Below are 22,249 nucleotides of genomic sequence, written 5' to 3'. Positions count from 1 at the left end.
AAGTTCCTCCTGAAGTGGTACTCGTGAAAGTGGTTGTACTTCCGATACAAACCGTATTGGTTCCGGTTACTGTTTGGGCGATTGGCGCACTTACTGTTACTGTTTGAGATCCTGTATTGACACAACCTCCTGCTGTGGTGACGCTATAATTGATTACGCTACTTCCTGCTGTACCTCCGGTTACAACTCCTGTAACTGCATTAACTGTAGCTACTGCTGGGGTTGCACTGCTCCAAGTTCCTCCTGACGTGGTACTCGTGAAAGTGGTTGTACTTCCGATACAAACCGTATTGGTTCCGGTTACTGTTTGGGCGATTGGTGCACTTACTGTTACTGTTCCGTTAATTGTAGCTGCCGTACAAGGTGATGTATGACCGACTGTTGTTATTGTATATACACCATTTACTGTTGGAATACCACTAATCGTTACTGTCTTGGCTGTTGTATTTACAGCTGATGCTAAGCCTGCTGGTAAATTTGTTACCGTAGCATTAGTAGCGCTACCCCCAAAAGTATAAACCGTAGTTGTGATTGCCGTTCCAGTACATACTGTCGGATTTTGTGTTCCGCTGGTCAATGCAATTGTCGAAGCTGTATTTACAACGGCGGCAACAGCAATTCTTGATACTGAACTACATCCGGCAGTCGTGGTGGCTCCTACATAATAGGTTGTAGATGCAGATAGGCTGGGTGTGGTAAAACTCGCTCCTGTTGCCAATGAACTTCCTCCTACAGGATCAGCATACCAGTTAATTGTTCCTGATGATGCTGAGGCGATCAAAGTTAACGTCCCTGTACTACATCTTGAAGCTTCTGTTGTCGAGGTGATTGTTGGACTAGTATTTACCGTAGCTGTAACCGCAGTTCTGCTTGTGGTTGTACAGCCATTATCAGTTGCATCAACATAATATATCTTAGTTGCAGATAAGCTTGGCATAGTAAAACTCGTTCCTGTTGCCAATGAACTTCCTCCCGAAGCAACATCATACCAGTTTATGGTTCCTGATGATGTCGCAGCACCCAGAGTAACCGCTCCTGCATCACATCTTGATGCCGGGCTTGTTCCCGTAATGGTTGGCTTTGCAATAATGACAAAATTAGTCGCCGTTCTACAAGTTGAACCGGCACAAGCCGCATAATAAGTAGTTGTCCCTGCAGAATTTGTATTTGACAAACCTGAACCAGCAACCCCAACCGGATTAAATGACAAACCAGTACCCAATACAGAGCCATTGCTAGCTACTGAATACCACTCTATGGAACCTGGAAATGTATAATTGACTGTAATAGTTATATCTGAAATATCAGCATCAGGATTTGGTCCATCATCAAAAGTTTCTCTAAACTCAAATAGCCAATTTCCCGATGGATTACCTGTTCCCCAAGTACCGAAAGAAGCATTAGTCACGGTTCCTTTAGAACCTAACATAGAAGGTTGCAAATTAGATTGCATAACACCTACTGTTATTGGAGGAGTTACTCTAACCATCAATTCATTTCGCCAAGAGTTACCATTAGACTCAAACGTAATAGTTGTAACAGTACTTGTTACAAGAGCACCATTAGGCAAAGTTGGGAAATTCACTAAAATATTTGTATTCCCTAGCCCTCCATAAGTTACATCATTAGACTTCCCTCCTGTACCCGAAGCCGTTAGAGCATTCTGAGCAGCTGAACCACATGCGTCCGAGGCCGTTAACGATCCAGATTCACCTATACAAATAGAAACCCCTGTGGTGGTTGGTGCTCCAGCAACAGTATTAATTGTTTTGGTAGTTGCAAGCGAAGTACATCCATTTGCATTCGTGGTTGTCACTTCATAAGTACCTGCTACCAGGTTAGAAAAATTACCTATTGCATTGCTTATTGATGCCGTTACCGGACTGGTTCCTTTTAAGGTATAACTTATCCCTGAACCATTTGCAGGAGCAGCTACCATTATAGTTCCTGTTGAAGTAGTACAAGTTGGCTGCGTTACAGTAGTTGTCGGTGTTCCCGGCAAAGATACAATTGTTACATTATCAACAGTTGAGATGGAACCATCAAAATTTGTTCCCGGGACATTAGCCTGACTGGCTCCTTCATATTTTGTATTTGCTCCACCATAGGCATTTGTGAATGCCGTTATTTTTCTGTTCGAATTAGCAGTTGTGCGGGTCGGATCAAGGTATAAAGCCTGTGCGCTAGAATTGTAAGTCCCGGCAGCAAGTGTCCCCGTTATTTTTCCTACTAAGGTTATGGTAACTACTCCATTTTTAGCAATATTAAAACTGCCAAATACGGGATTATTGGCCGTATTCGTATTCGTTAAAGCCCCTGTAGGTCCTGAAGCCTCAATCGAATAAGTCGCCGTAGCAGAATCGAATCCGATACCTGACGGAAAAAGAAAGTTCAGGACAACATCTGCAGCATTACCGCTTCCTGTATTTTTTATCTCGATCTCATAAGAAACCGTTTCATCAATCGAACTGCAAATAGCAGTCGTTGACAACGATTTTACTTTGGTATCAAGAGAGGGGAAACAATTTGAATTAATCTGAAGATTTGGCGGTATATCACTAGTAACAAAAGTTGATACATAACCGTCCGTTCCATCTATAGCACCGTGAGAATTTCCGTTTCCTGCATTTGATTTACCAGCCAAACCTTTAGTTACGTTAGCATTGATTGTTACCGTACCCGAAAGATTATGACTAATAATTCCACCACCACCACCACCACCAGGGCCATGTGGCAATACAGCACCGCTATCATTTTCTGTATTTCCTCCATCTCCTCCTTTTGCCTCGATAGCAATAGTTGCCGTACTATTATTAGCAATATTCAATAATACCGTTCCTCCGGCTCCTCCTCCTCCAGCTCCATCAGGTGAGCCTGAAAAAGCACCCGGCGCTCCTTTTCCTCCATTAGCCAAAATAGAGCCGCTTCCCTGAACAGTACCCGCGTTAATAAGAATTATTGCTCCTCCAACACCACCTTTTACACCTGTAGAAGCATTATTAGCATCACCAGCACCACCGCCGCCGCCCATAATAATCCTTGGGAATGGAGTAGTCGTAAGATAAGACCTAAAACCAGGTCTTCCTCCTCCTGTCAATGGAGAAAGGCTACCGCCGCCGCCTTGCCAACCCAAGCCTCCTAAACCACCGTAGCCACCATTACCACCACCACCACCTCCGGCGTTATGATCGTTACCGCCTCCACCGGCATTAGCAGGAGCCCCTCTACCAGAAGATCCCCCCGGCATTCCTTCAACACCATTATCTACCTGATTATAACCATCCCACATATACCTAGGCGTACCCGCCATTCCTTCTCCTTTTCCGGAAATAGCCGTATTTGAGGCATTGCCCACATAAGTTGTCGAATTATTAGCATTTGAGGCAGCTTGAGGACTATAACCTCCTCTAAAACCCCTTGCAGTTCCATCAATCTTAAATCCAGCAAAATTGAACGTACCGGAAACATTAAAAGCTATAACTCCACCTGTAGAACCATTAAAAGGCGGAGTCGTTATATTTGAAGTTAAGGTTAAATTAGAATATTGAGGTACTCTTACAATTTGAAATGTTCTCTTACCTCGTGTAGTCGTTGCAGCAGCATTATAAAAACTATTAAGAACTCCACCACCAGTACCAGTTCCCTTAAACGTAAAATTCCCCCCTGTAAGAGGCACACTATTTACAGCAATAACATATTCAAAAACACCCGTATTTCCAAGACTTGTAAATCCTGTACCTCCCAAATTATCAGGACTACTAGTCGCAGTTCCTGAACCATAACTAGTACTGTTACTGTAATTTATTTCTGCATCCTGCATTTGTATAATCAAGATCAAATCTCCTGTAGAAATTTGATTTGAACCAAAACTATTATTATAAATATCTGTTGGTGGTACCGCCCCCAATACTATGGATTGAGCTCCTGCATTTAAAGTTATATTACCTCCAACTGGATAATACGTATTTATAGAATTTGATATCGCAACAGGTCCATCAGCTCCGGGTGTCCCACAAACCTGTGCTTGAGTAGAATAAAAACAAATGAAAAGCAATAAAGTTTTAAAAAAAACATTTTTTAAGTGGGTAGAGTTTTTCATATATCAGTGTGTATTGTAAAATAATATCTAGGTAAATTATTTATTTACGAAAAAAAAATAGGTTTGGTTTTTTTGATACGTCTAATTTATTTGACCATTCAAAAGGACTAAATTCTTGCGTGGATAATTATTGATTGTTTGGTAATTAGTAAAAAAAGTCATTACTAATTCATTGGAAAATCCATAACACATTTGTTTTGAGTACAAATAGAACAAAATTTTATTATCAAAATATTTGTTTACAATAGATGCAAAATAAGATAAGGTAAAAGAGATAATAAAAGTAAAGTTCTTCATATATTGAATTTTATATATTAAATCTGTTTTATAAAAGCTAGTTATTACTTACAATAACCAATACTAAAGATTACAAAAATCTTCCTAAAAACAAATGTTTAATTGCTTAATATCATGCAAATGTATGTATTTATATAAAAAAAAAGATAAATCAAAAAAAAAAAAGAGGAATTGAGACCCTTAATCGATTAAATGTATTGTTTATTCGGTAAAAAACATAATTTAGAAGACCTAAATTGCTAATTAAACGCTAAATAGAATATAATTTATTCACTTGTAGCTATTTACCGCCTTATAAAAAACTAAAAAACTGACTATCAATACGATTAGTCAGTTTTTTTGTAGCCTTAAACTTGTAATTAATACATCTATATGATTTCATATATTTTAATTCAACTTACTGTTTTTTCGGCTGAAGCTAAAATAAATCACCAATCCAATTAAAAGCCAAATTCCAAAATAAATCCAGTTCCAAACACTTAATTCTGCCATCATATACAAACAACAAATTAAGCCTAATAATGGAATCAATGATAAATTTGATTTAAAAGACCAAACCGATAATCCAGCTAAAACAATTAGGAAAATCCACATTGGAATTTTATGTTTAAATAAACTAAAACCACTTTCATATTTCACAGCATCAGCAATTGGCAAACCAGCTATAATACTGGAATATTTTGCATCATCTTTTTGGTATTGACTTAATAAATGCTCTAAATCCGGCGTTTCATCTGTGCTGTTTTTCGCATCTATACGTACTAAATAATCGTATACTTTTTGAGTTTCTTCTTTGTTTAACGATGTGATAATATCCGCTGAACTATTGATTTGAGTTTCATTGGTAATAAAATTCATAGTCGCTTTTTCATTGTAACCAAAAGCAAATACTAATCCAATAATAATGAAAACTGGCAATATGTATTTTGAATTTACATAAGGAGTTTTGAATTTTCCACGAGGAATATCGGTTCTATTTTGTAACACTAAAACTCCGGCACAAACCAGTACAAAGGCAAATAAAGTCCCAATGCTACACAAATCCGTAACCAATGTTAAATTCAAAAACAAAGCCGGAACTGCTACCACAAAACCAGTCACGATTGTAGCGTACGAAGGCGTTTTATATTTTGGATGCACTTTTGAGAAACGTTTTGGCAACAATCCATCACGGCTCATACTCATCCAGATACGCGGTTGTCCCATTTGGAAAACTAATAAAACACTAGCCATAGCAACAACTGCACTTACCGCAATAATTCCCGACATCCATTTTAGGTCTAATTTTTCAAATACAAAAGCCAATGGATCACCTACATTCAATTGGTCATAAGGAACCATTCCCGTTAATACTAGTGCTATTGCAATATATAAAATGGTACATATAATAATGGCCCACATCATTCCTCTTGGCAAATCGCGTTGTGGATCTTTACATTCTTCCGCTGTTGTTGAAATAGCATCAAAACCGATGTAAGCAAAAAACACTGCCGAAACTCCTTTTAAAACTCCTGTAACACCATTAGGTGCAAATGGATCCCAATTAGCAGTATCTACATAGAAAACACCAACAGCAATTACTAAAAGAACAATACATAATTTGACAACCACCATGATATTACTTGCATTTCGGGACTCTTTCATCCCGCGGTAAATCAATGCGGTAATTAAAACGATAATTAATAATGCAGGAAGATCCGCAACAAAATGAAACGAACCAATAACTGGTGAAGTTGTCCAAGCCGTATAAGCATCTTGCAAAGCAGGACTTAAGTTAGCATATTCTTTTCCGCCTTGCATCAGTGCCGTGGCGTCATCAAATCCTCTGGAAGCAGACAAAAAATCCATCTGAACCCATTGTGGCAAATGAAGGCCACCACTTTCGAGCAAACCAGTAAAATAATCACTCCAAGATATGGCGACCGTTATATTACCAACCGAATATTCCATAATCAAGGCCCAACCAATAATCCAAGCTATAATTTCGCCAAAAGCTACATACGAATACGTGTAAGCACTTCCGGAAACAGGAACCATTGAAGCAAATTCAGCATAAGCAAAAGCAGCAAAACTACACGCAATAGCAGTAAATAAGAATAAAAAGATAACCGCAGGACCTCCATCGGCACTTGCTTTTCCAATGGTACTAAAAATACCTGCTCCTACAATTGCGGCGATTCCAAAAGCGGTCAAATCTCGTGCAGTTAAGTGTTTACCTAGAGCGTTATGTCCATCAGCATTATTTTTTTCAACTTGTTTTAATATATCTTGTACTGTTTTTTTTCTAAATAAACCCTTTAACGCCATATTGTAAATTTTATCATTAAAAATTAATATACTGTAAATTATATGTTTTTATGTTAGATATTATGCAAATAATCTTCAAAAATCAAAAGTATAAAACAAATTGAACTATTGCTGTTTCTCCAACTATTTTTTTTTATTATTTTTTAATTCAGTTAAAATGATTTATTTATTGATTTAAAAAGTCAAATAAATCAATTTCAGTACTATAAAAAATAAATACTATAAAACTAAAAGAGATTTTTCCGCTTCTGATAAATGTCTTCATTTTTTACTGACTATTTCAGACAACTCCTTAAAATTGTCACCGGATGCAATGCTTTTCTACTCGTTCCGTCAAAAATCTGGTGCCGACAACTCGTTCCTGCTGCTGCAATAGCCGTTGTGGGTTCAGTGGCTCTAATTTTTGGAAACAACGTATCTTCTCCCATTTGCATGCTGATTTCATAATGTTCTTTTTCATATCCAAAAGAACCTGCCATGCCGCAACATCCCGAATTATAAATAGTAACCGAACTATTTTTCGGTACATTCAACATCGCAAAAGTCGCTTCCATCGTACTCAATGACTTTTGGTGGCAATGTCCGTGAATTTTTATTGTTTTCGCCTCCTCAGAAAATTGTTCTGCACAAATTTTTCCTTTTGTAATCTCGTTTTTAAAAAACTCTTCAATCGTAAATACATTTTTGGCTAATTTTTCAGCACTTTCTTTATCGTCAGCCAATCGAATGTATTCGTCTCTAAATGTTAATATTGCCGAAGGTTCTATTCCTATCAAAGGAAAATCTGCAGTAATGTAATCCGAAAAAACAGCCACATTTGTATTCGCAATTGCTTTTGCTTCTTCGAGAAAACCTTTCGAAATAAAAGCTCTTCCACTTTCTTCATGGTCCACCAGAATTACTTCGTATCCTAAGGCTGTCAATAATTCATACGCATCGATTCCAACCGAGACTTCATAAAAATTAGTAAATTCATCACAAAACAAACATACTTTTCCGTTTACAAAAGAATCACCTGGCGCCTGATTCCAATTTTTCTCGTACCATTTCCTGAACGTCTTTGGAGCCAAAAGCGGCACTTCTCTTTTAGAAGCAATTCCCATGCTTTTTTTTACCAAAGGCAAATTCACCATGAAATTCGTGAACCTTGGAGTGATACTTCCCAGACCATTCAATTTCGCATTAAAAGCAAATATTTTATTGCGCCATGAAAATCCATTTGCTTTTTGATATTGGTACAAAAACTCCGATTTTAAGGCAGCCACATCCACATTACTGGGACATTCGCTGGCGCAAGCTTTACAACTCACACACAATTCAAATACTTTATATAATTCTTCGTGGTCGAATTTATTGTCTTTTTCTGAATGTGTCAGATATTCTCGCAGCGCATTGGCTCTGGCACGCGTCGTATCTTTTTCATTTCGGGTCGCACGATAACTTGGACATAAAGTCCCACCTGCCGAAGGTAATTTTCTGCAATCGCCAGAACCATTACATTTTTCCGCAGCACGCAAAATCCCCATACTGTCTGAGAAATCCTGAATCGTTTGTATTTCCGGTTCCACTCTGCCCGCTTCCACCCGAAGATTTTCATCCATTTTGAAAGCATTTACAACTTTACCTACATTCAAAATGGTATTAGGGTCAAAGGCGTGTTTGATTCTTTTTAGCAATTCATAATTCTTATCTCCAATCATAAAAGGCAAAAACTCGCCTCGTACAATTCCATCTCCATGTTCCCCGCTCAGCGAACCTCTGTATTTTTTGACCAAAATAGCCACTTCGGTTGCAATATTTCTAAATTGATGTAGCCCTTCTGTTGTTTTCAAATTTAACACTGGTCGCAAATGCAATTCTCCGGCGCCGGCATGTGCATAATAAATCGCCTCTTGTCCGTGTTTTTTCATCATCGTTGAAAATTCGGCAATATAATTGGGTAAATCACTCAACTCAACAGCGGTATCTTCAATAGAATCTGCCGCTTTATTATCGCCGACAATACTTCCTAAAAGTCCGAGACCTGCTTTTCGCAACTCATTTATTTTATCAATATCAGCGCCGTAAATTTTTGGCAAAGCATACCCAAAATTGTTTCTTTCCAAATCGGAGATCAACTCATTTGCTTGCACTTCGGCATCTTCCATACTATAATGAGAGGCCACTTCAAGCATGATAACCGCTTTTGGTTCGCCTTGAATGAAAAATCGGTTTTTGGCTTGTTCTCTGTTGGTTTTGGTACAATTCAGAATCGTATCATCCATCATTTCACACGTATACAAATGATGTTTCATAGCAGTAACTACCGCTTCTAAACTTTCCTGAATGGTATGAAAATGAGCTACCACCATAACATTATTCGTTGGTGGTAATTCGTCAGCTTTCAACGTGATTTCTGTGGTAAATGCTAAAGTTCCTTCGCTTCCGCAAAGGAGTTTCCCTAAATTTATCGTATTTTCCGTTCCTCCAAAAAGCTCCGATTTCAATAATAAATCAATCGCGTAACCCGTATTTCTTCTGTGAATTTCAGGTTTCGGAAATTCCTTTATAATCTCCTTTTGGTTTTCTGTATTTGAAAGTTCGTCATAAATAGTCTTATAAATGGAGTTTTCGAGCGTGTTTCCTTTTGTTTTTTCAATGAATTCCGCCGAAGTTATTTCTTTAAATACTGCCGAAGTCCCATCACTTAAAACCGCTTTAATTTCCACTATTTTATCTCGGGTCACACCATAACGTATCGATGTGGTTCCCGATGAATTATTACCCACCATTCCACCAATCATACAGCGATTTGAAGTCGAAGTATTGGGTCCAAAAAACAATCCGTGTTCTTTTAAGTACAAATTCAGTTCGTCCCGAATTACTCCCGGCTGCACGGTAACCGTTTTTTTCAAGGAATCAAAAGCGACTATCTTGGTGAAATGTTTCGAAACATCAACAATTATTCCGTTACCCACTGTTTGACCAGCCAATGAAGTTCCGGCAGTTCTGGGCGTAATTGAAATCTTATTTTTTGCTGCAAAGCGAATAATTTTCACAATATCTTCCACTGATTTTGGAATCGCTACAGCTACCGGCATAATCCGATATGCGGAAGCATCTGTGGCATACAATGTTTTATGAAGATCATCAAAAAAAAGTGTTCCTTCTAATGACTGGGATAATTGTTCTAGTTGAGACGTGATTGACATGTAGTGGCGTAAATTGCTGTTATTTTCACAAATATAAAATATCGTGAATTATAATTTAATAATATTAGTAATAAAACCCATTGATGCAATTAAAATATTTGATTCTTAGTCGTATCTATCGGTTTCCGAAAAATAAATTTATTGACACATTAGATCATTATTAATCATTTAAAATTAATTTGTACTTTGCTAAAAAGTTTATGCAATTTATTTTAGTAATACATCCATACAGAAACTTGCTTTTATTCAAGTTTGCAACTTTTTTTAATAATCCAATACAAATATTCCACTATTTAAATGATATCCAAAAACAAAATAGTACGCTAAAAATTGAATCATGAATGTAAATCTAGAATTACTGTATAAAATTGCTCAAAAACCCACCCGAATGATCATTGGTCTTATGTCAGGCACTTCAATGGATGGCCTCGATGTTGCTTTATGCGAGGTTTCAGGTGCCGGAGAAAACACAAAAGTTACACTACTAAAATTTGACACGGTTGAATATTCCGAAGAAATAAAAACTGAAATTCAAAAAGTTTTTGCAAAACAAAATATTGATTTCCACAATCTTGTATTATTGAATGAATGGATTGGCATACTTCATGCCAACATGGTTTTAAATTGTTTGGAAAACTGGAATATATCGAGTCATGACGTCGATTTAATTGCTTCACATGGACAAACAGTATTGCACCTCCCAAAAATTTCGCATCAGCAAGAAAAATTCCCAAATGGTACGTTGCAAATTGGTGATGGCGATCACATTGCTGTAAAAACAGGAATAATAACCCTCTCCGATTTCAGACAAAAACACATTGCAGCAGGTGGTGAAGGAGCTCCCTTGGCGGTTTACGGTGATTATTTTATTTTTGGAAAAAAAGGCGAAAATCGCATTATGTTAAACATGGGCGGTATTGCAAACTTCACCTATTTACCCTCAAATATGAACCCCGAGGAGGTTTTCGTAACGGATACCGGCACTGGAAATACTTTAATTGATGCGTGTATCAGACTATTTTACCCCGGAAAATCTTATGATAAAGATGCGGAAATTGCAAAACTTGGTGTTGTAAATCAATCCCTTTTAGAGACTTTAAAAGCAGATAAATTTTTTAAAGATTCTTTCCCAAAAACTACTGGTCCAGAACTTTTTAATATCGACTATGTTAAAGAGGCTCAAGCCAAAAGCAACACGGAAAATATTTCGGTTCCTGATTTATTAGCGACATTAACAAGATTTAGCGCCGTAACTATAGCCGAAGCAATTAAGTATGCTGTAGCAAATACAAAATACGATTTAGAAAATTTCTCTATTTATATGTCAGGCGGCGGAACACATAATCCACTATTAGTTAATTGGTTAAAAGAACTATTGCCTTGCCATTTTTTTACAACTGATGAATTAGGTATTTCTGGTGATGCAAAAGAAGCAGTATTATTCGCTGTTTTAGCTAACGAAACGATTTCGGGTGGAGGCTCAGATTTTGGCACCCGTAAAGGAATCCCTTCAGTTTCTATGGGGAAAATATCATTTCCCAATTAAAAAAGAAAGACATTTTTTTAACTATAATAAATCACTCTGAACAAACTCCTTTGTATGATAAACTGGAGGTATTGCAAACTATAAAAATTGGACTAATTTGTTTTTAATTTGGTGAGTAAGTCCATGATTGTATTTTTATTTTCAGGAATAACCGCAAGATTTTTGAGCTCAATTAAGATTAAAAAACCAGAAATAGCTATCGAACAAATTAATTTTTAAAGTATATCCCCTAAAATATTGTCCCAATTTACTTTTTGTAGCGGATACAAATAATTTGGCAAAGAAATTGTACAAAATAAACAAGTCAAATTTTAAAACCATTTTAACTGGTAAATTTCACTAAAAAAACTATTTTTGAATACTTTATAAACAAGACTCTAATGAAAAATTACAAGCACACCCTTTTGCTTATTGCATTCCTTTCACTTTCTTTTTGGAATGGTAATGCACAAGCACTGGCAACAAATCCAAAAAATGAATTTAGAGCCGTATGGATTGCTACTGTGGTAAATATTGACTGGCCAAAAACCAGCACTGATAATGTCGCCAAACAAAAAGCGGATTATATTGAGATTTTAGATGCGTACAAAAAACTAAATTATAATGCTGTAATTGTTCAGATTAGAAGCGTTGGTGATGCTTTTTATCCAACTAAATTAGCGCCTTGGTCCCGTTTTTTGACTGGAAAAGAAGGACAGGCACCCAAACCTTATTTTGATACATTAGCGTGGATGATTGCTGAAACTCATGCCCGCGGATTTGAATTTCATGCTTGGTTAAATCCATACCGTGCTACAATGGACTATAACACAACGCTTTTAAGTCCAGAACATGATTATTTTAAACATCCGGAATGGATGATTAAATATGGTGGAAAATACTATTATGATCCTGCACTACCTGAAGTTCAAAAACATTTATTGACTGTTGTGGAAGAAGTCGTTCACAACTATGATATTGATGCCATTCATTTTGATGACTATTTTTATCCGTACAAAATAAAAGGAGAATTATTTAATGACGCTAATTCATTCAAAAAATATGGAAATGGAATGAGTTTAGCCGATTGGAGACGTTCGAATGTAAATACTTTTGTAAAAGATGTTTCGGTTTCGATTAAAAACATAAAACCTTGGGTACAATTTGGCATCAGCCCGTTTGGAGTCTGGAGAAATAAATCAGTGGATCCCAGAGGTTCAGAAACGGAATCTGGACAAACAAATTATGATGATTTATTTGCTGATCCCTTAACGTGGATGGAAAATAAATGGATTGATTACCTTGTCCCACAGTTGTATTGGAGTATGGATCATCCTAAAGCATCCTATTCAAAACTATTGCGTTGGTGGTCCGAAAACTCAACGAATACTGCAATATATATTGGAAACGGAACCTATAAAATTAACACCGATTCTGACAAAAGATGGAATAATCCTTATGAAATTCCGAATCAAATAGATGTCACCAGATCCTATAAAAACATTCAGGGAAATGCTTTTTTTAGTGCCAAATCATTTTTAAATAAAAATCAAAGTGTGACTCAATTACTAGAAAACAACCAATACAAATATCCTGCTCTTCCGTATGTTGTTCCAAATTTCGTCAAAAAAGTAGCAGTTATTCCTACGGTAAATTCACTTGTAAAAAACCCGATTTCATCCAGTTTTAATGTCAATTATCCGGAGAACAGCCAAGTGCGTTATGTAATGGTTTATGGATCTACACTCAAAACTCAAATTGATGTAAATGATCCGAGTCAAATCATCAACAAAATTGCCTTTAGTGAAAAAACTGCCGTTGAAGTGGTAATTCCAACATACAAATTAGATAAAAATAATTCCTGCGCCATTACATTCATAGATTTTTATGGTAATGAAAGTGAAGCAACTTTTGTCAACTTTACACTATAATTTTAATTGAATATAATTCGCTATAAATGAAAACAGACAATAGACCTTGGTATTGGATTCCCGTTTTAAACTTTGCCTCTGGCTTACCTTATGCCATTATTATTTCGGTATCGGTGATTATGTATAAAAACCTCGGAATTAACAATGAAGATATTGGAATTTATACCAGTTTACTCTATTTACCATGGGTAATTAAACCGTTGTGGAGTCCATTTATTGATCTCTATTCGACTAAAAGAAAGTGGTTTTTAAGCATGCAATTGGTAATTTCCATTGCTTTTCTGATTGTGGGCTTAACGATTCCTTTCAGCAATTTTTTTGTCATTAGCTTGGCTGTTTTTTGGGTTGCAGCATTTGCTTCCGCATCTAATGATGTCGCCAGTGATGGATTCTATATGTTGGCTTTAGAAAAAGAACAACAATCCTTTTTTTTAGGAATTAGAAGTACATTTTACCGACTTTCGATGCTTACCGGAAATGGACTAATCGTGGTAATTGCAGGATACCTCGAACAAGAATATGGCGATAAACAAAAAGCATGGTCGTATACAATGATTGTCGTAGCATTGATTATGGCAATAATTACAATTTATAATTTTTTCTCGACACCAAAAACAGAAACAACAATCGTTGAAAACAAAACTGAACTGGTTCCAAATAAGAGTTTCGGAGCCGTTTTCGCTACTTTTTTTCAAAAGAAACAAATTGGTCTAGTTTTGGCTTTCATTCTGTTATTTAGATTAGGGGAATCGCAACTGTTAAAAATGCTGACTCCTTTTTTAATAGATCCAATAGCTGCAGGCGGAATGGGTTTAACCACTCAGGATGTCGGTGTGATTTATGGAACTTTTGGCGTAATTTCACTTACTGTTGGAGGGATTTTGGGCGGGATTGTCATTTCTAGAGATGGATTAGGAAAATGGATGTTACCCATGATTTTAGCCATGCATTTACCCATAATAGGATTTATTTTGCTTTCGCATTTCCACCCTGGTTCCGTTGTCTATGTTTATTTAACAGTAATTGCGGAACAATTTGGGTATGGATTTGGTTTTGCTGCTTTCATGATGTATTTAATTTATGTGGCCGATGGCGAATCAAAAACATCCCACTACTCTATTGCAACCGGATTTATGGCTTTAGGAATGATGCTTCCGGGAATGTTGAGCGGTTATATCCAAGAATATCTGGGGTATGGAAATTTCTTTATTTGGGTGTTTTTGGCAACCATTCCAGGATTGATTTTATCCCGATTTTTGATTTTCCCAGCCGATTTTGGAAAGAAATCTGAACAAGAATAAACAAACTAGCTTTTTTTTAGCATATAAGTCATATAAGTTTATTTAAGTAAGTCTCTCACAAAACAACTGTTTTTGTAACTACTCTTCTTTATTATTTATTCTGTATAATTTGACTTACATGACTACATGTTGAAAATTATTACCATATCCATTTCAAAATGACATTAGAACAAAAAATAGGACAATTTTTCTTCCCAGCCGTTTTTATCAATGATACCGAAGAAAATATTCAGGCTACTGAACGATTAATCAAAGAACACAATATAGGCGGATTGACTTTTTTTCACAGTCGAGCCAGTGCAGCAACGAACTATGAAACTAAGAAAAAAATAGTTCTGAATGATGATAGTTCCCAACGTTTAAAGGAACTAATCATGAGATACCAAAATTGCGCTACAACTCCGTTATTAATGAGCATTGATGCCGAATGGGGCTTAGCGATGCGTGTCGAAAAAACTCCACACTATCCTTATGCAATAACACTTGGCGCTTTACCTGACAATGAAAAAAATTTGGTTTACGAAGTTGGGAAACAAATCGGTTTAGACTTAAAATCCGTTGGGATTCATTATAATTTGGCGCCATTAGCAGACATCAATAACAATCCGAATAATCCTGTAATTGGGTACCGTTCTTTTGGTCAAAACAAAGAAAAAGTAGCTGATTTTGCGCTGGAATATCTCAGAGGAATGAATGACGTAGGGATTTTGGGTTGTCTCAAACATTTTCCCGGACATGGAAATACCAATGTAGATTCGCATTTAGGATTACCTGTTTTAAAAGAAACTCTCGAAGAATTATTAGCGAATGAATTGGTTCCTTTTATAAAAGGAATCGAACATAATGTGGATTCGATTATGATTGGTCATTTAGCTGTTCCCGCTTTAAACGATGGAAAAGACACTTCAGCAACATTATCAAAATCCGTAATCGAAACGCTTTTACGCAAGCAATTAGGCTATGATGGATTAGTAATTTCGGATGCGTTGAACATGCACAGCGTTTCTACATTATACGATCAAAAAGGGCAACTGGAATGGGAAGCTTTTAATGCTGGAAATGATGTGTTATGCTTTGCAGAAAACGTTCCCGAAGGAATCCAGGAAATCCTAAATAATGCAACTGCAGAGCGAATTGAAGCTAGTTTTCAACGCATTTGGAAGTGCAAACAAAAAGTGGGAATCACAGACGGAAATCTTGACTTGCCAAACCTCTCCAAAAGTGATTTTGATTTTGAAACTACTTCGAGATTAAACTTAAAAATTGCTCAAAATTCGATTACAAAAATTAAAGACAGTAACAATTCCAAAACTGTTTTTGATGCGAATAAAAGCAACACGCTTGCCAAAATAAGCCTTTATAAAAACACAGATAATACATTTTTCAAAAGTTTAGCTGCTGATTTGCCTTCACCTGAATTTAATTATGAAAATGGAGGTGAATCCGTTTTGAATGAATTAGAAAAAGAACTGAATAAATTTGACACAATACTCATTTCTTTATTTGTTCCAAAGGCAAAACCTTTAAACAATTTTGACATTGAAGATTCCGTACTTCAATTTTTAGGCAACTTATTTACCACCAAAAAATGTATTTTGTATGTTTTTGGGAATCCTTATGTGCTGCAAATTATTCCGAATCTAAAACATGCTTCAGAAATTATTCAAATGTATCAGGATTTTTCAGAATTTCAGGAAACCGCAGCCGAACAACTTTTAGAAAACACAAAATGCAAAGGAACTCTTCCTGTGGAAGTTAACTTCTTATAAATAATAGTTTAAATCTTTTAAAAATAATAGTATAGTAATTCCCTATTTTGAAATAAATATTTATAATCAAATACTATTTCAATTAATCTTTTGTATACCTACTTTTGCACCATCAAAAAAATAACTAAAAAGTAAATAAAATGTCATTAGTAGGTAAAAAATTTCCAAGTATTGCAGTAGACGCTATTTCTGAAATGGGTGATAATTTAAAAATCAACATTTTTGAAGAAGCTACAAAAAACAACAAAAAAGTTCTTTTGTTTTGGTACCCAAAAGATTTCACATTCGTTTGTCCAACTGAATTACATGCTTTTCAAGCCGCTTTACCAGAATTTGAAAAAAGAAATACAATTGTTATTGGTGCTTCTTGTGATACAAATGAAGTTCACTTTGCTTGGTTAAATACTCCAAAAAACAATGGTGGAATTGAAGGTGTTACTTACCCAATTCTTGCTGATACTAACAGAAACTTATCTAACATCTTAGGAATTCTTGATATCGATTCAACGGAATATTCTGAAGAAACTGATTCTGTAATTGTTGAAGGTTCTAATGTAACTTTTAGAGCGACTTACCTAATTGATGAAACTGGAAAAATTTTCCACGAAAGTGTAAACGATATGCCACTTGGTCGTAACGTAAACGAATATTTACGTATGGTAGATGCTTACACGCACATTCAGGAAAAAGGAGAAGTTTGTCCTGCAAACTGGGAAGCTGGAAAAGAAGCAATGAGTGCTGACAGAAAAAGTACTGCTGAATACTTGACTTTAAACTAATTAAAATAAAGATACAAAGGTTCAGAGGTCCTGAGCAACAAAGGTTTTTTGTTGTGAAAATTCACGAAGTTCTAAAAACTTTGTCTCTTTGAACCTTTGCCTCTTTCAACCTTAAAAAACAAACTTATGTTAATCGAATTAACCGAAGATACGTTACAGGATTTAATTGCAAAAGACGAAAAAGTAGTCGTTCAATTTTCGGCATCATGGTGCGGAAATTGCCGAATTATGAAGCCAAAATTCAAAAAATTAGCTTCTGAAAACGAAACAATCACTTTTGCTCTTGTTGATGCTGAAAATTTTCCAGAATCCAGAAAATTAGCTAATGTGAGTAATTTGCCAACTTTTGCCACTTTTGTGAATGGTAAATTGGTAAACGAAACACAAACTAATAAGCAAGAAGTGCTAATTGAATTAGTGAACGAAATTGTTTAATGATTTCTTAGTTTAAAGTTTAAAGTTACCTGACTTTATAAATAAGTTTAATGCTAAACTTACAGAGTATAATGTAACAGCGGCTCAAAACCTTAACCTTTTAAAAATCTTAAACTTTAAACTTTAAAAAAATATGAAATTACCCGTAATTAAGCATTTAACGCAGTTTATAGAAGAAAATGATGAAGATTACATCATAGAAACAATCGAAGTTCTGGAAGCTATGACTGAAATTTCGTCATTGAAAGATGAAGAATTAGATGTTATCGGAGAATTAATTTCTAATATGTATGGCGCTTTAGAAGTCAACAAGTTGGTAAAAACCGGAACTGATAAGAAAGAAGCTTTAAACACTTTCATGAAACGTGTTTTAGGTTCTATCGACAAATAAAAAGAAATTACAATACAATATTTAAGAACGCACTCCGCGACGAGTGCGTTTTTTTATACAATTAATTAAACACATTGACGTTTAAAAGTTTATAATTTGTACCAAAACGGTAAACTTTATACCACTATTTGAGGTCTTATTCTTAAATAATTTTCATACTTTTGAACCTCAGAAAAAAACAAACATTATGGCTTCAATAACATTAGGCGGAAATCCAATTCACACTTCAGGAGAATTACCAAAAGTAGGCTCTAAAATAACTGATTTTAAATTAATTAAAACAGATCTTTCGGTAGCTTCATTAAGTGATTTTGCAGGTAAAAAACTAGTTTTAAATATTTTTCCAAGCGTAGACACTGGAACTTGTGCTGCATCAGTTCGAAAATTTAACGAAAGCGCCAGTACTTTAGCCAACACAACTGTTTTATGTATTTCAAGAGATTTACCTTTTGCCCAAAAACGTTTTTGTGGAGCTGAAGGACTTGAAAATGTTGTTAACTTATCTGATTTTTCAGAAGGAAGTTTTGGTAAAACAAATGGATTGGAAATCACTGACGGACCTTTGGCTGGATTACACTCAAGAGTTATTATTGTTGTTGATGAAAACGGGACAATTACCCACACCGAACAAGTTGCTGAAATTGCAGATGAGCCAAATTACGAAGCTGCATTAGCGGTACTTTAATCGTATTTTGATGGAATTTCAAAAAGACAATACTTTCTTTACCGGAAGATTGAAAAGTTTCTCTTATGCTATAAAAGGTGCCCTAAAATTAATCACAACGGAACACAGCATTATGGTTCAATTTTCTTTAGGAATTTTGGTAACCATTGCAGGGTTTTATTTTGATATTTCTAGAACCGAATGGCTTTTTCAGACTTTAGCTATTGGTTTAGTATTGAGCATTGAAGGTTTAAATACTGCCGTTGAGAAAATAGCTGATTTTATCCATCCCAATTATCATGAGAGAATTGGTTTCATCAAAGATATCGCTGCGGGAGCGGTATTTTTTGCTGCTTTAACGGCAATAGTGATAGGTTTAATCATATATATACCTATATTTTTTTAGGTATTATTACAATCAAGAATGGCAAAGACAATAAAGACAGCCCCATTAAATAAAAAAAACGACACTAAAGCAGCGTTAAATACTCCAGTAAAAATAACCAAACAACACAAAATTGTTTTGGGTTCTTTATTGGTTTTATTTTCCATCGCTTTATTAGTTGCGTTTGTAAGCTTTTTCATTTATGGACAAGAAGATCAAAGCGCTGTTCAACAATTGACAGATCGATCAGAAACTGTTCATAATTGGCTAGGTAAATTCGGCGCATTTTTGGCTGATTTGCTTGTTTACAAAGGATTTGGACTTGCCGCATTTATATTTGTACGGTTATTTTTTCTAACCGGAATGTATTTAATTCTTGCTATTTCATTAAAAAAATTAAAGAATATTTGGTTTTGGGACTTGTTTGTAATTATTGTTTTATCCGTTTTATTTGGTTTTTTTGCTACTTCAGCTCCAGAATTGGGAGGTACAATTGGATATGAATTGAATTTATTCCTACAAGATTACACTGGAAAAACAGGAGCTTTATTAATTTTATTGTTTGGATTAATCATCTATATAATTTTCAAAATCAAACTTTCTCCTGAAAGTATCCAATCCTTTTTTGACAACACTAAAAAAGAACTCAAAACAGATTTAGCAACTAGTCCGATTAATAATGGTAAAAGTGGTTACAACTTAGAGGAATTTGCTGTTGCGGAAGAAGAAGTTGATGAAATACATTTAAAAACAAATGGTTCACAATTCGAAATCAACAAAGAAGCATTAAAACCAACTATTAGTAATTCATCTGATATTAATAGAGACCCTATTGCTAAACCGCTTGCAATGGAAGTAACACCAATAGCAACTCCAGAAATTATTTCAAATACAGCAGATACTTTTGTAATAGAAACTGCTCCGGAAGAAGATATTATTGAGGAAAATTTAGCTTCACGATTAGTGGCTGATTTTGGATTATTTGATCCAACTTTGGATTTATCCAATTATAAATTCCCTACAATTGACTTATTAAAAGAATATTCTACAGGCGGAATTACTATAAACCAGGAAGAATTAGAAGAAAATAAAAACAGAATTGTAGACACGCTTCGCAATTACAAAATAGAAATTGCACAGATAAAAGCAACCGTTGGACCATCGGTTACGCTATATGAAATTGTACCAGAAGCAGGAATTCGTATTTCAAAAATCAAGAGTCTGGAGGATGATATCGCGTTATCACTTTCGGCATTAGGAATTCGTATTATCGCTCCTATTCCTGGAAAAGGAACCATAGGAATCGAAGTTCCCAATAAGAATCCAACGATGGTTTCTATGAAAAGTGTTATTGGCTCTGCCAAATTTCAAGAAGCCGAAATGGAATTGCCAATCGCTCTTGGAAAAACAATTTCGAACGAAACATTTGTAGTTGATTTAGCCAAAATGCCTCACTTATTGATGGCGGGTGCTACCGGACAAGGAAAGTCTGTTGGTTTGAATGCCGTTCTGACTTCTCTTTTGTACAAAAAACATCCAGCCGAAGTTAAATTTGTTTTGGTCGATCCTAAAAAAGTAGAGTTAACACTTTTTAATAAAATTGAAAGACACTATTTAGCAAAACTTCCAGACATGGATGACGCCATTATTACGGACAATGCAAAAGTGGTGAATACTTTGAATTCGCTTTGTGTGGAAATGGACAACCGTTATTCTTTGTTGAAAGATGCTATGGTGCGTAACATCAAAGAATACAACGATAAATTTAAAGCTCGAAAATTGAATCCTGAAAACGGACACCGATTTTTACCTTACATCGTTCTTGTTGTCGATGAGTTTGCCGATTTGATTATGACTGCCGGTAAAGAAGTTGAAGTTCCTATAGCCCGATTGGCGCAACTGGCGCGAGCCATTGGAATTCACTTAATCATCGCGACACAAAGACCATCTGTAAATGTAATTACAGGTTTGATAAAAGCCAATTTCCCTGCTCGTATTGCTTTTAGAGTGACCTCAAAAATTGATTCCAGAACCATTCTGGACACACAAGGTGCGGATCAACTGATAGGACGCGGTGACATGCTTTACACCAACGGAAATGATGTTGTACGGGTACAATGCGCCTTTATTGACACTCCTGAAGTGGAAAAAATCACTGAATTCATAGGTTCACAAAAAGCGTATGCCACAGCTTATTTACTTCCTGAGTTCGTTGGGGAAGAAAGTGGCATTAATCTTGATATGGATATCTCAGATAGAGATACTTTGTTTAGAGAAGCTGCTGAAATAATTGTGAATGCACAACAAGGCTCAGCTTCATTGTTACAAAGAAAACTAAAATTAGGATACAACAGAGCTGGTCGATTAATCGATCAATTGGAAGCAGCTGGAATTGTTGGTCCTTTTGAAGGAAGTAAAGCACGTAGTGTAAACATTCTTGACATGAGTTCTCTTGATCAATTTTTCAACAATGAACAAAACAAATAAAATCATGAATTTCAAAAAAAACAATACAGAAACTAAGAGCCTGGGTAAAAGATTTCTTTTAATTGCGTCTTTATTACTTTTTAGTTTTTCAATACAAGCACAAGATAAAAAAGCAAAAGACCTTTTAGATCAGGTCACCGCAAAAGTTAAAAGCTATAATAATATTGCAATTGATTTTAAATATTCTTTAAATAATGCTAAAGAAAATATCAATCAGGACAGCAAAGGAAATGTGACGATGAAAGGAAATCAGTATGTATTAAATTTCATGGGAGTAACTAAAATTTTTGATGGTAAAAAAACATATACTATCGTTCCGGAAGATGAAGAAATCACCATTTCTACAGTTAATGAAAAAGACGATAATGCTATTACACCTTCTAAAATGTTAACTTTTTTCAATTCAGGTTATAAATATTCTATGGATATTTTACAGAATGTAAAAGGTCGAAAAATTCAATATATCAAATTAGTTCCAATAAACTCTAAAGATCAAAGAAAAGAAGTATTGTTGGGAATTGATGTTCAGACTAAACATATCTATAACTTAATAGAAATGGGCAAAAAAGGCACAAAAACAACTTTAACGGTTAATTCTTTTAAAACCAACCAACCTTTGTCAAAAAATCAATTTACATTTGCGGGGAGTAAATATCCAAATTACTACATCAACAAATTAGATTAATGC

Annotated in this window: 14 protein-coding genes; 11 read left to right on the top strand and 3 right to left on the bottom strand. The window is 35.4% G+C overall.

What is annotated here, in order from left to right; translation table 11 throughout:
* From BMX64_RS15930 to BMX64_RS12065, 3 genes are all read right to left on the bottom strand, one after another.
* The coding region (locus BMX64_RS15930; protein ID WP_091172187.1) for a beta strand repeat-containing protein at nt 1-4,099 on the bottom strand (4,099 nt) is incomplete at its 3' end.
* A 684-nt stretch (nt 4,100-4,783) separates the two neighbouring features.
* The gene (locus BMX64_RS12070; protein WP_091172184.1) at nt 4,784-6,703 is read right to left on the bottom strand and encodes an amino acid permease; all 1,920 of its coding nucleotides are present in this window, start codon (nt 6,701-6,703) and stop codon (nt 4,784-4,786) included.
* A gap of 275 nt (nt 6,704-6,978) precedes the next feature.
* Nucleotides 6,979-9,894, bottom strand: coding sequence for an FAD-binding and (Fe-S)-binding domain-containing protein (locus BMX64_RS12065; RefSeq protein ID WP_091172182.1), 2,916 nt, complete (start codon nt 9,892-9,894; stop codon nt 6,979-6,981).
* A gap of 337 nt (nt 9,895-10,231) precedes the next feature.
* Here BMX64_RS12065 and BMX64_RS12060 point away from each other — a divergent pair, with 337 nt between their 5' ends.
* From BMX64_RS12060 to BMX64_RS12010, 11 genes are all read left to right on the top strand, one after another.
* Nucleotides 10,232-11,440 (top strand): anhydro-N-acetylmuramic acid kinase, encoded by a 1,209-nt coding sequence (locus BMX64_RS12060; protein WP_091172181.1) that lies wholly within the window; start codon nt 10,232-10,234, stop codon nt 11,438-11,440.
* Nucleotides 11,441-11,820: 380 nt separating this feature from the next.
* A complete protein-coding gene (locus BMX64_RS12055; protein ID WP_091172179.1) occupies nt 11,821-13,350 on the top strand; it encodes a glycoside hydrolase family 10-like protein in 1,530 nt (509 codons plus the stop codon).
* A 26-nt stretch (nt 13,351-13,376) separates the two neighbouring features.
* The gene (locus BMX64_RS12050) at nt 13,377-14,651 is read left to right on the top strand and encodes an AmpG family muropeptide MFS transporter (RefSeq protein WP_091172176.1); all 1,275 of its coding nucleotides are present in this window, start codon (nt 13,377-13,379) and stop codon (nt 14,649-14,651) included.
* Nucleotides 14,652-14,809: 158 nt separating this feature from the next.
* On the top strand, nt 14,810-16,420 hold the full coding sequence (locus BMX64_RS12045; protein ID WP_091172174.1) for a glycoside hydrolase family 3 protein: 1,611 nt from the start codon (nt 14,810-14,812) through the stop codon (nt 16,418-16,420).
* Nucleotides 16,421-16,560: 140 nt separating this feature from the next.
* Entirely contained in the window at nt 16,561-17,199 is a 639-nt protein-coding gene (locus BMX64_RS12040) for a peroxiredoxin (RefSeq protein WP_091172172.1), read from the top strand.
* A 126-nt stretch (nt 17,200-17,325) separates the two neighbouring features.
* A complete protein-coding gene (locus tag BMX64_RS12035) occupies nt 17,326-17,634 on the top strand; it encodes a thioredoxin family protein (RefSeq protein WP_091172170.1) in 309 nt (102 codons plus the stop codon).
* A gap of 133 nt (nt 17,635-17,767) precedes the next feature.
* Nucleotides 17,768-18,025 carry a DUF6952 family protein gene (locus BMX64_RS12030; RefSeq protein ID WP_091172168.1) on the top strand — a complete coding sequence of 86 codons (258 nt, stop codon included), beginning with the start codon at nt 17,768-17,770 and terminating at the stop codon, nt 18,023-18,025.
* A 187-nt stretch (nt 18,026-18,212) separates the two neighbouring features.
* On the top strand, nt 18,213-18,710 hold the full coding sequence (tpx, locus tag BMX64_RS12025; protein ID WP_091172166.1) for a thiol peroxidase: 498 nt from the start codon (nt 18,213-18,215) through the stop codon (nt 18,708-18,710).
* A 10-nt stretch (nt 18,711-18,720) separates the two neighbouring features.
* Nucleotides 18,721-19,095 carry a diacylglycerol kinase family protein gene (locus BMX64_RS12020; RefSeq protein WP_091172164.1) on the top strand — a complete coding sequence of 125 codons (375 nt, stop codon included), beginning with the start codon at nt 18,721-18,723 and terminating at the stop codon, nt 19,093-19,095.
* An 18-nt stretch (nt 19,096-19,113) separates the two neighbouring features.
* Nucleotides 19,114-21,561 carry a DNA translocase FtsK gene (locus BMX64_RS12015; RefSeq protein WP_091172163.1) on the top strand — a complete coding sequence of 816 codons (2,448 nt, stop codon included), beginning with the start codon at nt 19,114-19,116 and terminating at the stop codon, nt 21,559-21,561.
* A gap of 4 nt (nt 21,562-21,565) precedes the next feature.
* On the top strand, nt 21,566-22,246 hold the full coding sequence (locus BMX64_RS12010; RefSeq protein WP_244200113.1) for an outer membrane lipoprotein periplasmic chaperone LolA1: 681 nt from the start codon (nt 21,566-21,568) through the stop codon (nt 22,244-22,246).
* Nucleotides 22,247-22,249 lie beyond the last annotated feature (3 nt).

The organism is Flavobacterium sinopsychrotolerans (assembly GCF_900110375.1).
GTDB classification, from domain to species: Bacteria; Bacteroidota; Bacteroidia; order Flavobacteriales; family Flavobacteriaceae; genus Flavobacterium; species Flavobacterium sinopsychrotolerans.
The sequence above is the reverse complement of the archived record's forward strand: the minus strand, read 5'-3'. Positions and strand labels throughout refer to the sequence as shown.

Bases quoted from the DNA above. Each gene is read 5' to 3' on its own strand.
- tpx (WP_091172166.1), top strand. From the start codon at position 18,213: ATGGCTTCAATAACATTAGGCGGAAATCCAATTCACACTTCAGGAGAA.
- BMX64_RS12010 (WP_244200113.1), top strand. From the start codon at position 21,566: ATGAATTTCAAAAAAAACAATACAGAAACTAAGAGCCTGGGTAAAAGA.
- BMX64_RS12020 (WP_091172164.1), top strand. From the start codon at position 18,721: ATGGAATTTCAAAAAGACAATACTTTCTTTACCGGAAGATTGAAAAGT.
- BMX64_RS12055 (WP_091172179.1), top strand. From the start codon at position 11,821: ATGAAAAATTACAAGCACACCCTTTTGCTTATTGCATTCCTTTCACTT.
- BMX64_RS12040 (WP_091172172.1), top strand. From the start codon at position 16,561: ATGTCATTAGTAGGTAAAAAATTTCCAAGTATTGCAGTAGACGCTATT.
- BMX64_RS12015 (WP_091172163.1), top strand. From the start codon at position 19,114: ATGGCAAAGACAATAAAGACAGCCCCATTAAATAAAAAAAACGACACT.
- BMX64_RS12060 (WP_091172181.1), top strand. From the start codon at position 10,232: ATGAATGTAAATCTAGAATTACTGTATAAAATTGCTCAAAAACCCACC.
- BMX64_RS12045 (WP_091172174.1), top strand. From the start codon at position 14,810: ATGACATTAGAACAAAAAATAGGACAATTTTTCTTCCCAGCCGTTTTT.
- BMX64_RS12065 (WP_091172182.1), bottom strand. From the start codon at position 9,894: ATGTCAATCACGTCTCAACTAGAACAATTATCCCAGTCATTAGAAGGA.
- BMX64_RS12030 (WP_091172168.1), top strand. From the start codon at position 17,768: ATGAAATTACCCGTAATTAAGCATTTAACGCAGTTTATAGAAGAAAAT.
- BMX64_RS12050 (WP_091172176.1), top strand. From the start codon at position 13,377: ATGAAAACAGACAATAGACCTTGGTATTGGATTCCCGTTTTAAACTTT.
- BMX64_RS12035 (WP_091172170.1), top strand. From the start codon at position 17,326: ATGTTAATCGAATTAACCGAAGATACGTTACAGGATTTAATTGCAAAA.
- BMX64_RS12070 (WP_091172184.1), bottom strand. From the start codon at position 6,703: ATGGCGTTAAAGGGTTTATTTAGAAAAAAAACAGTACAAGATATATTA.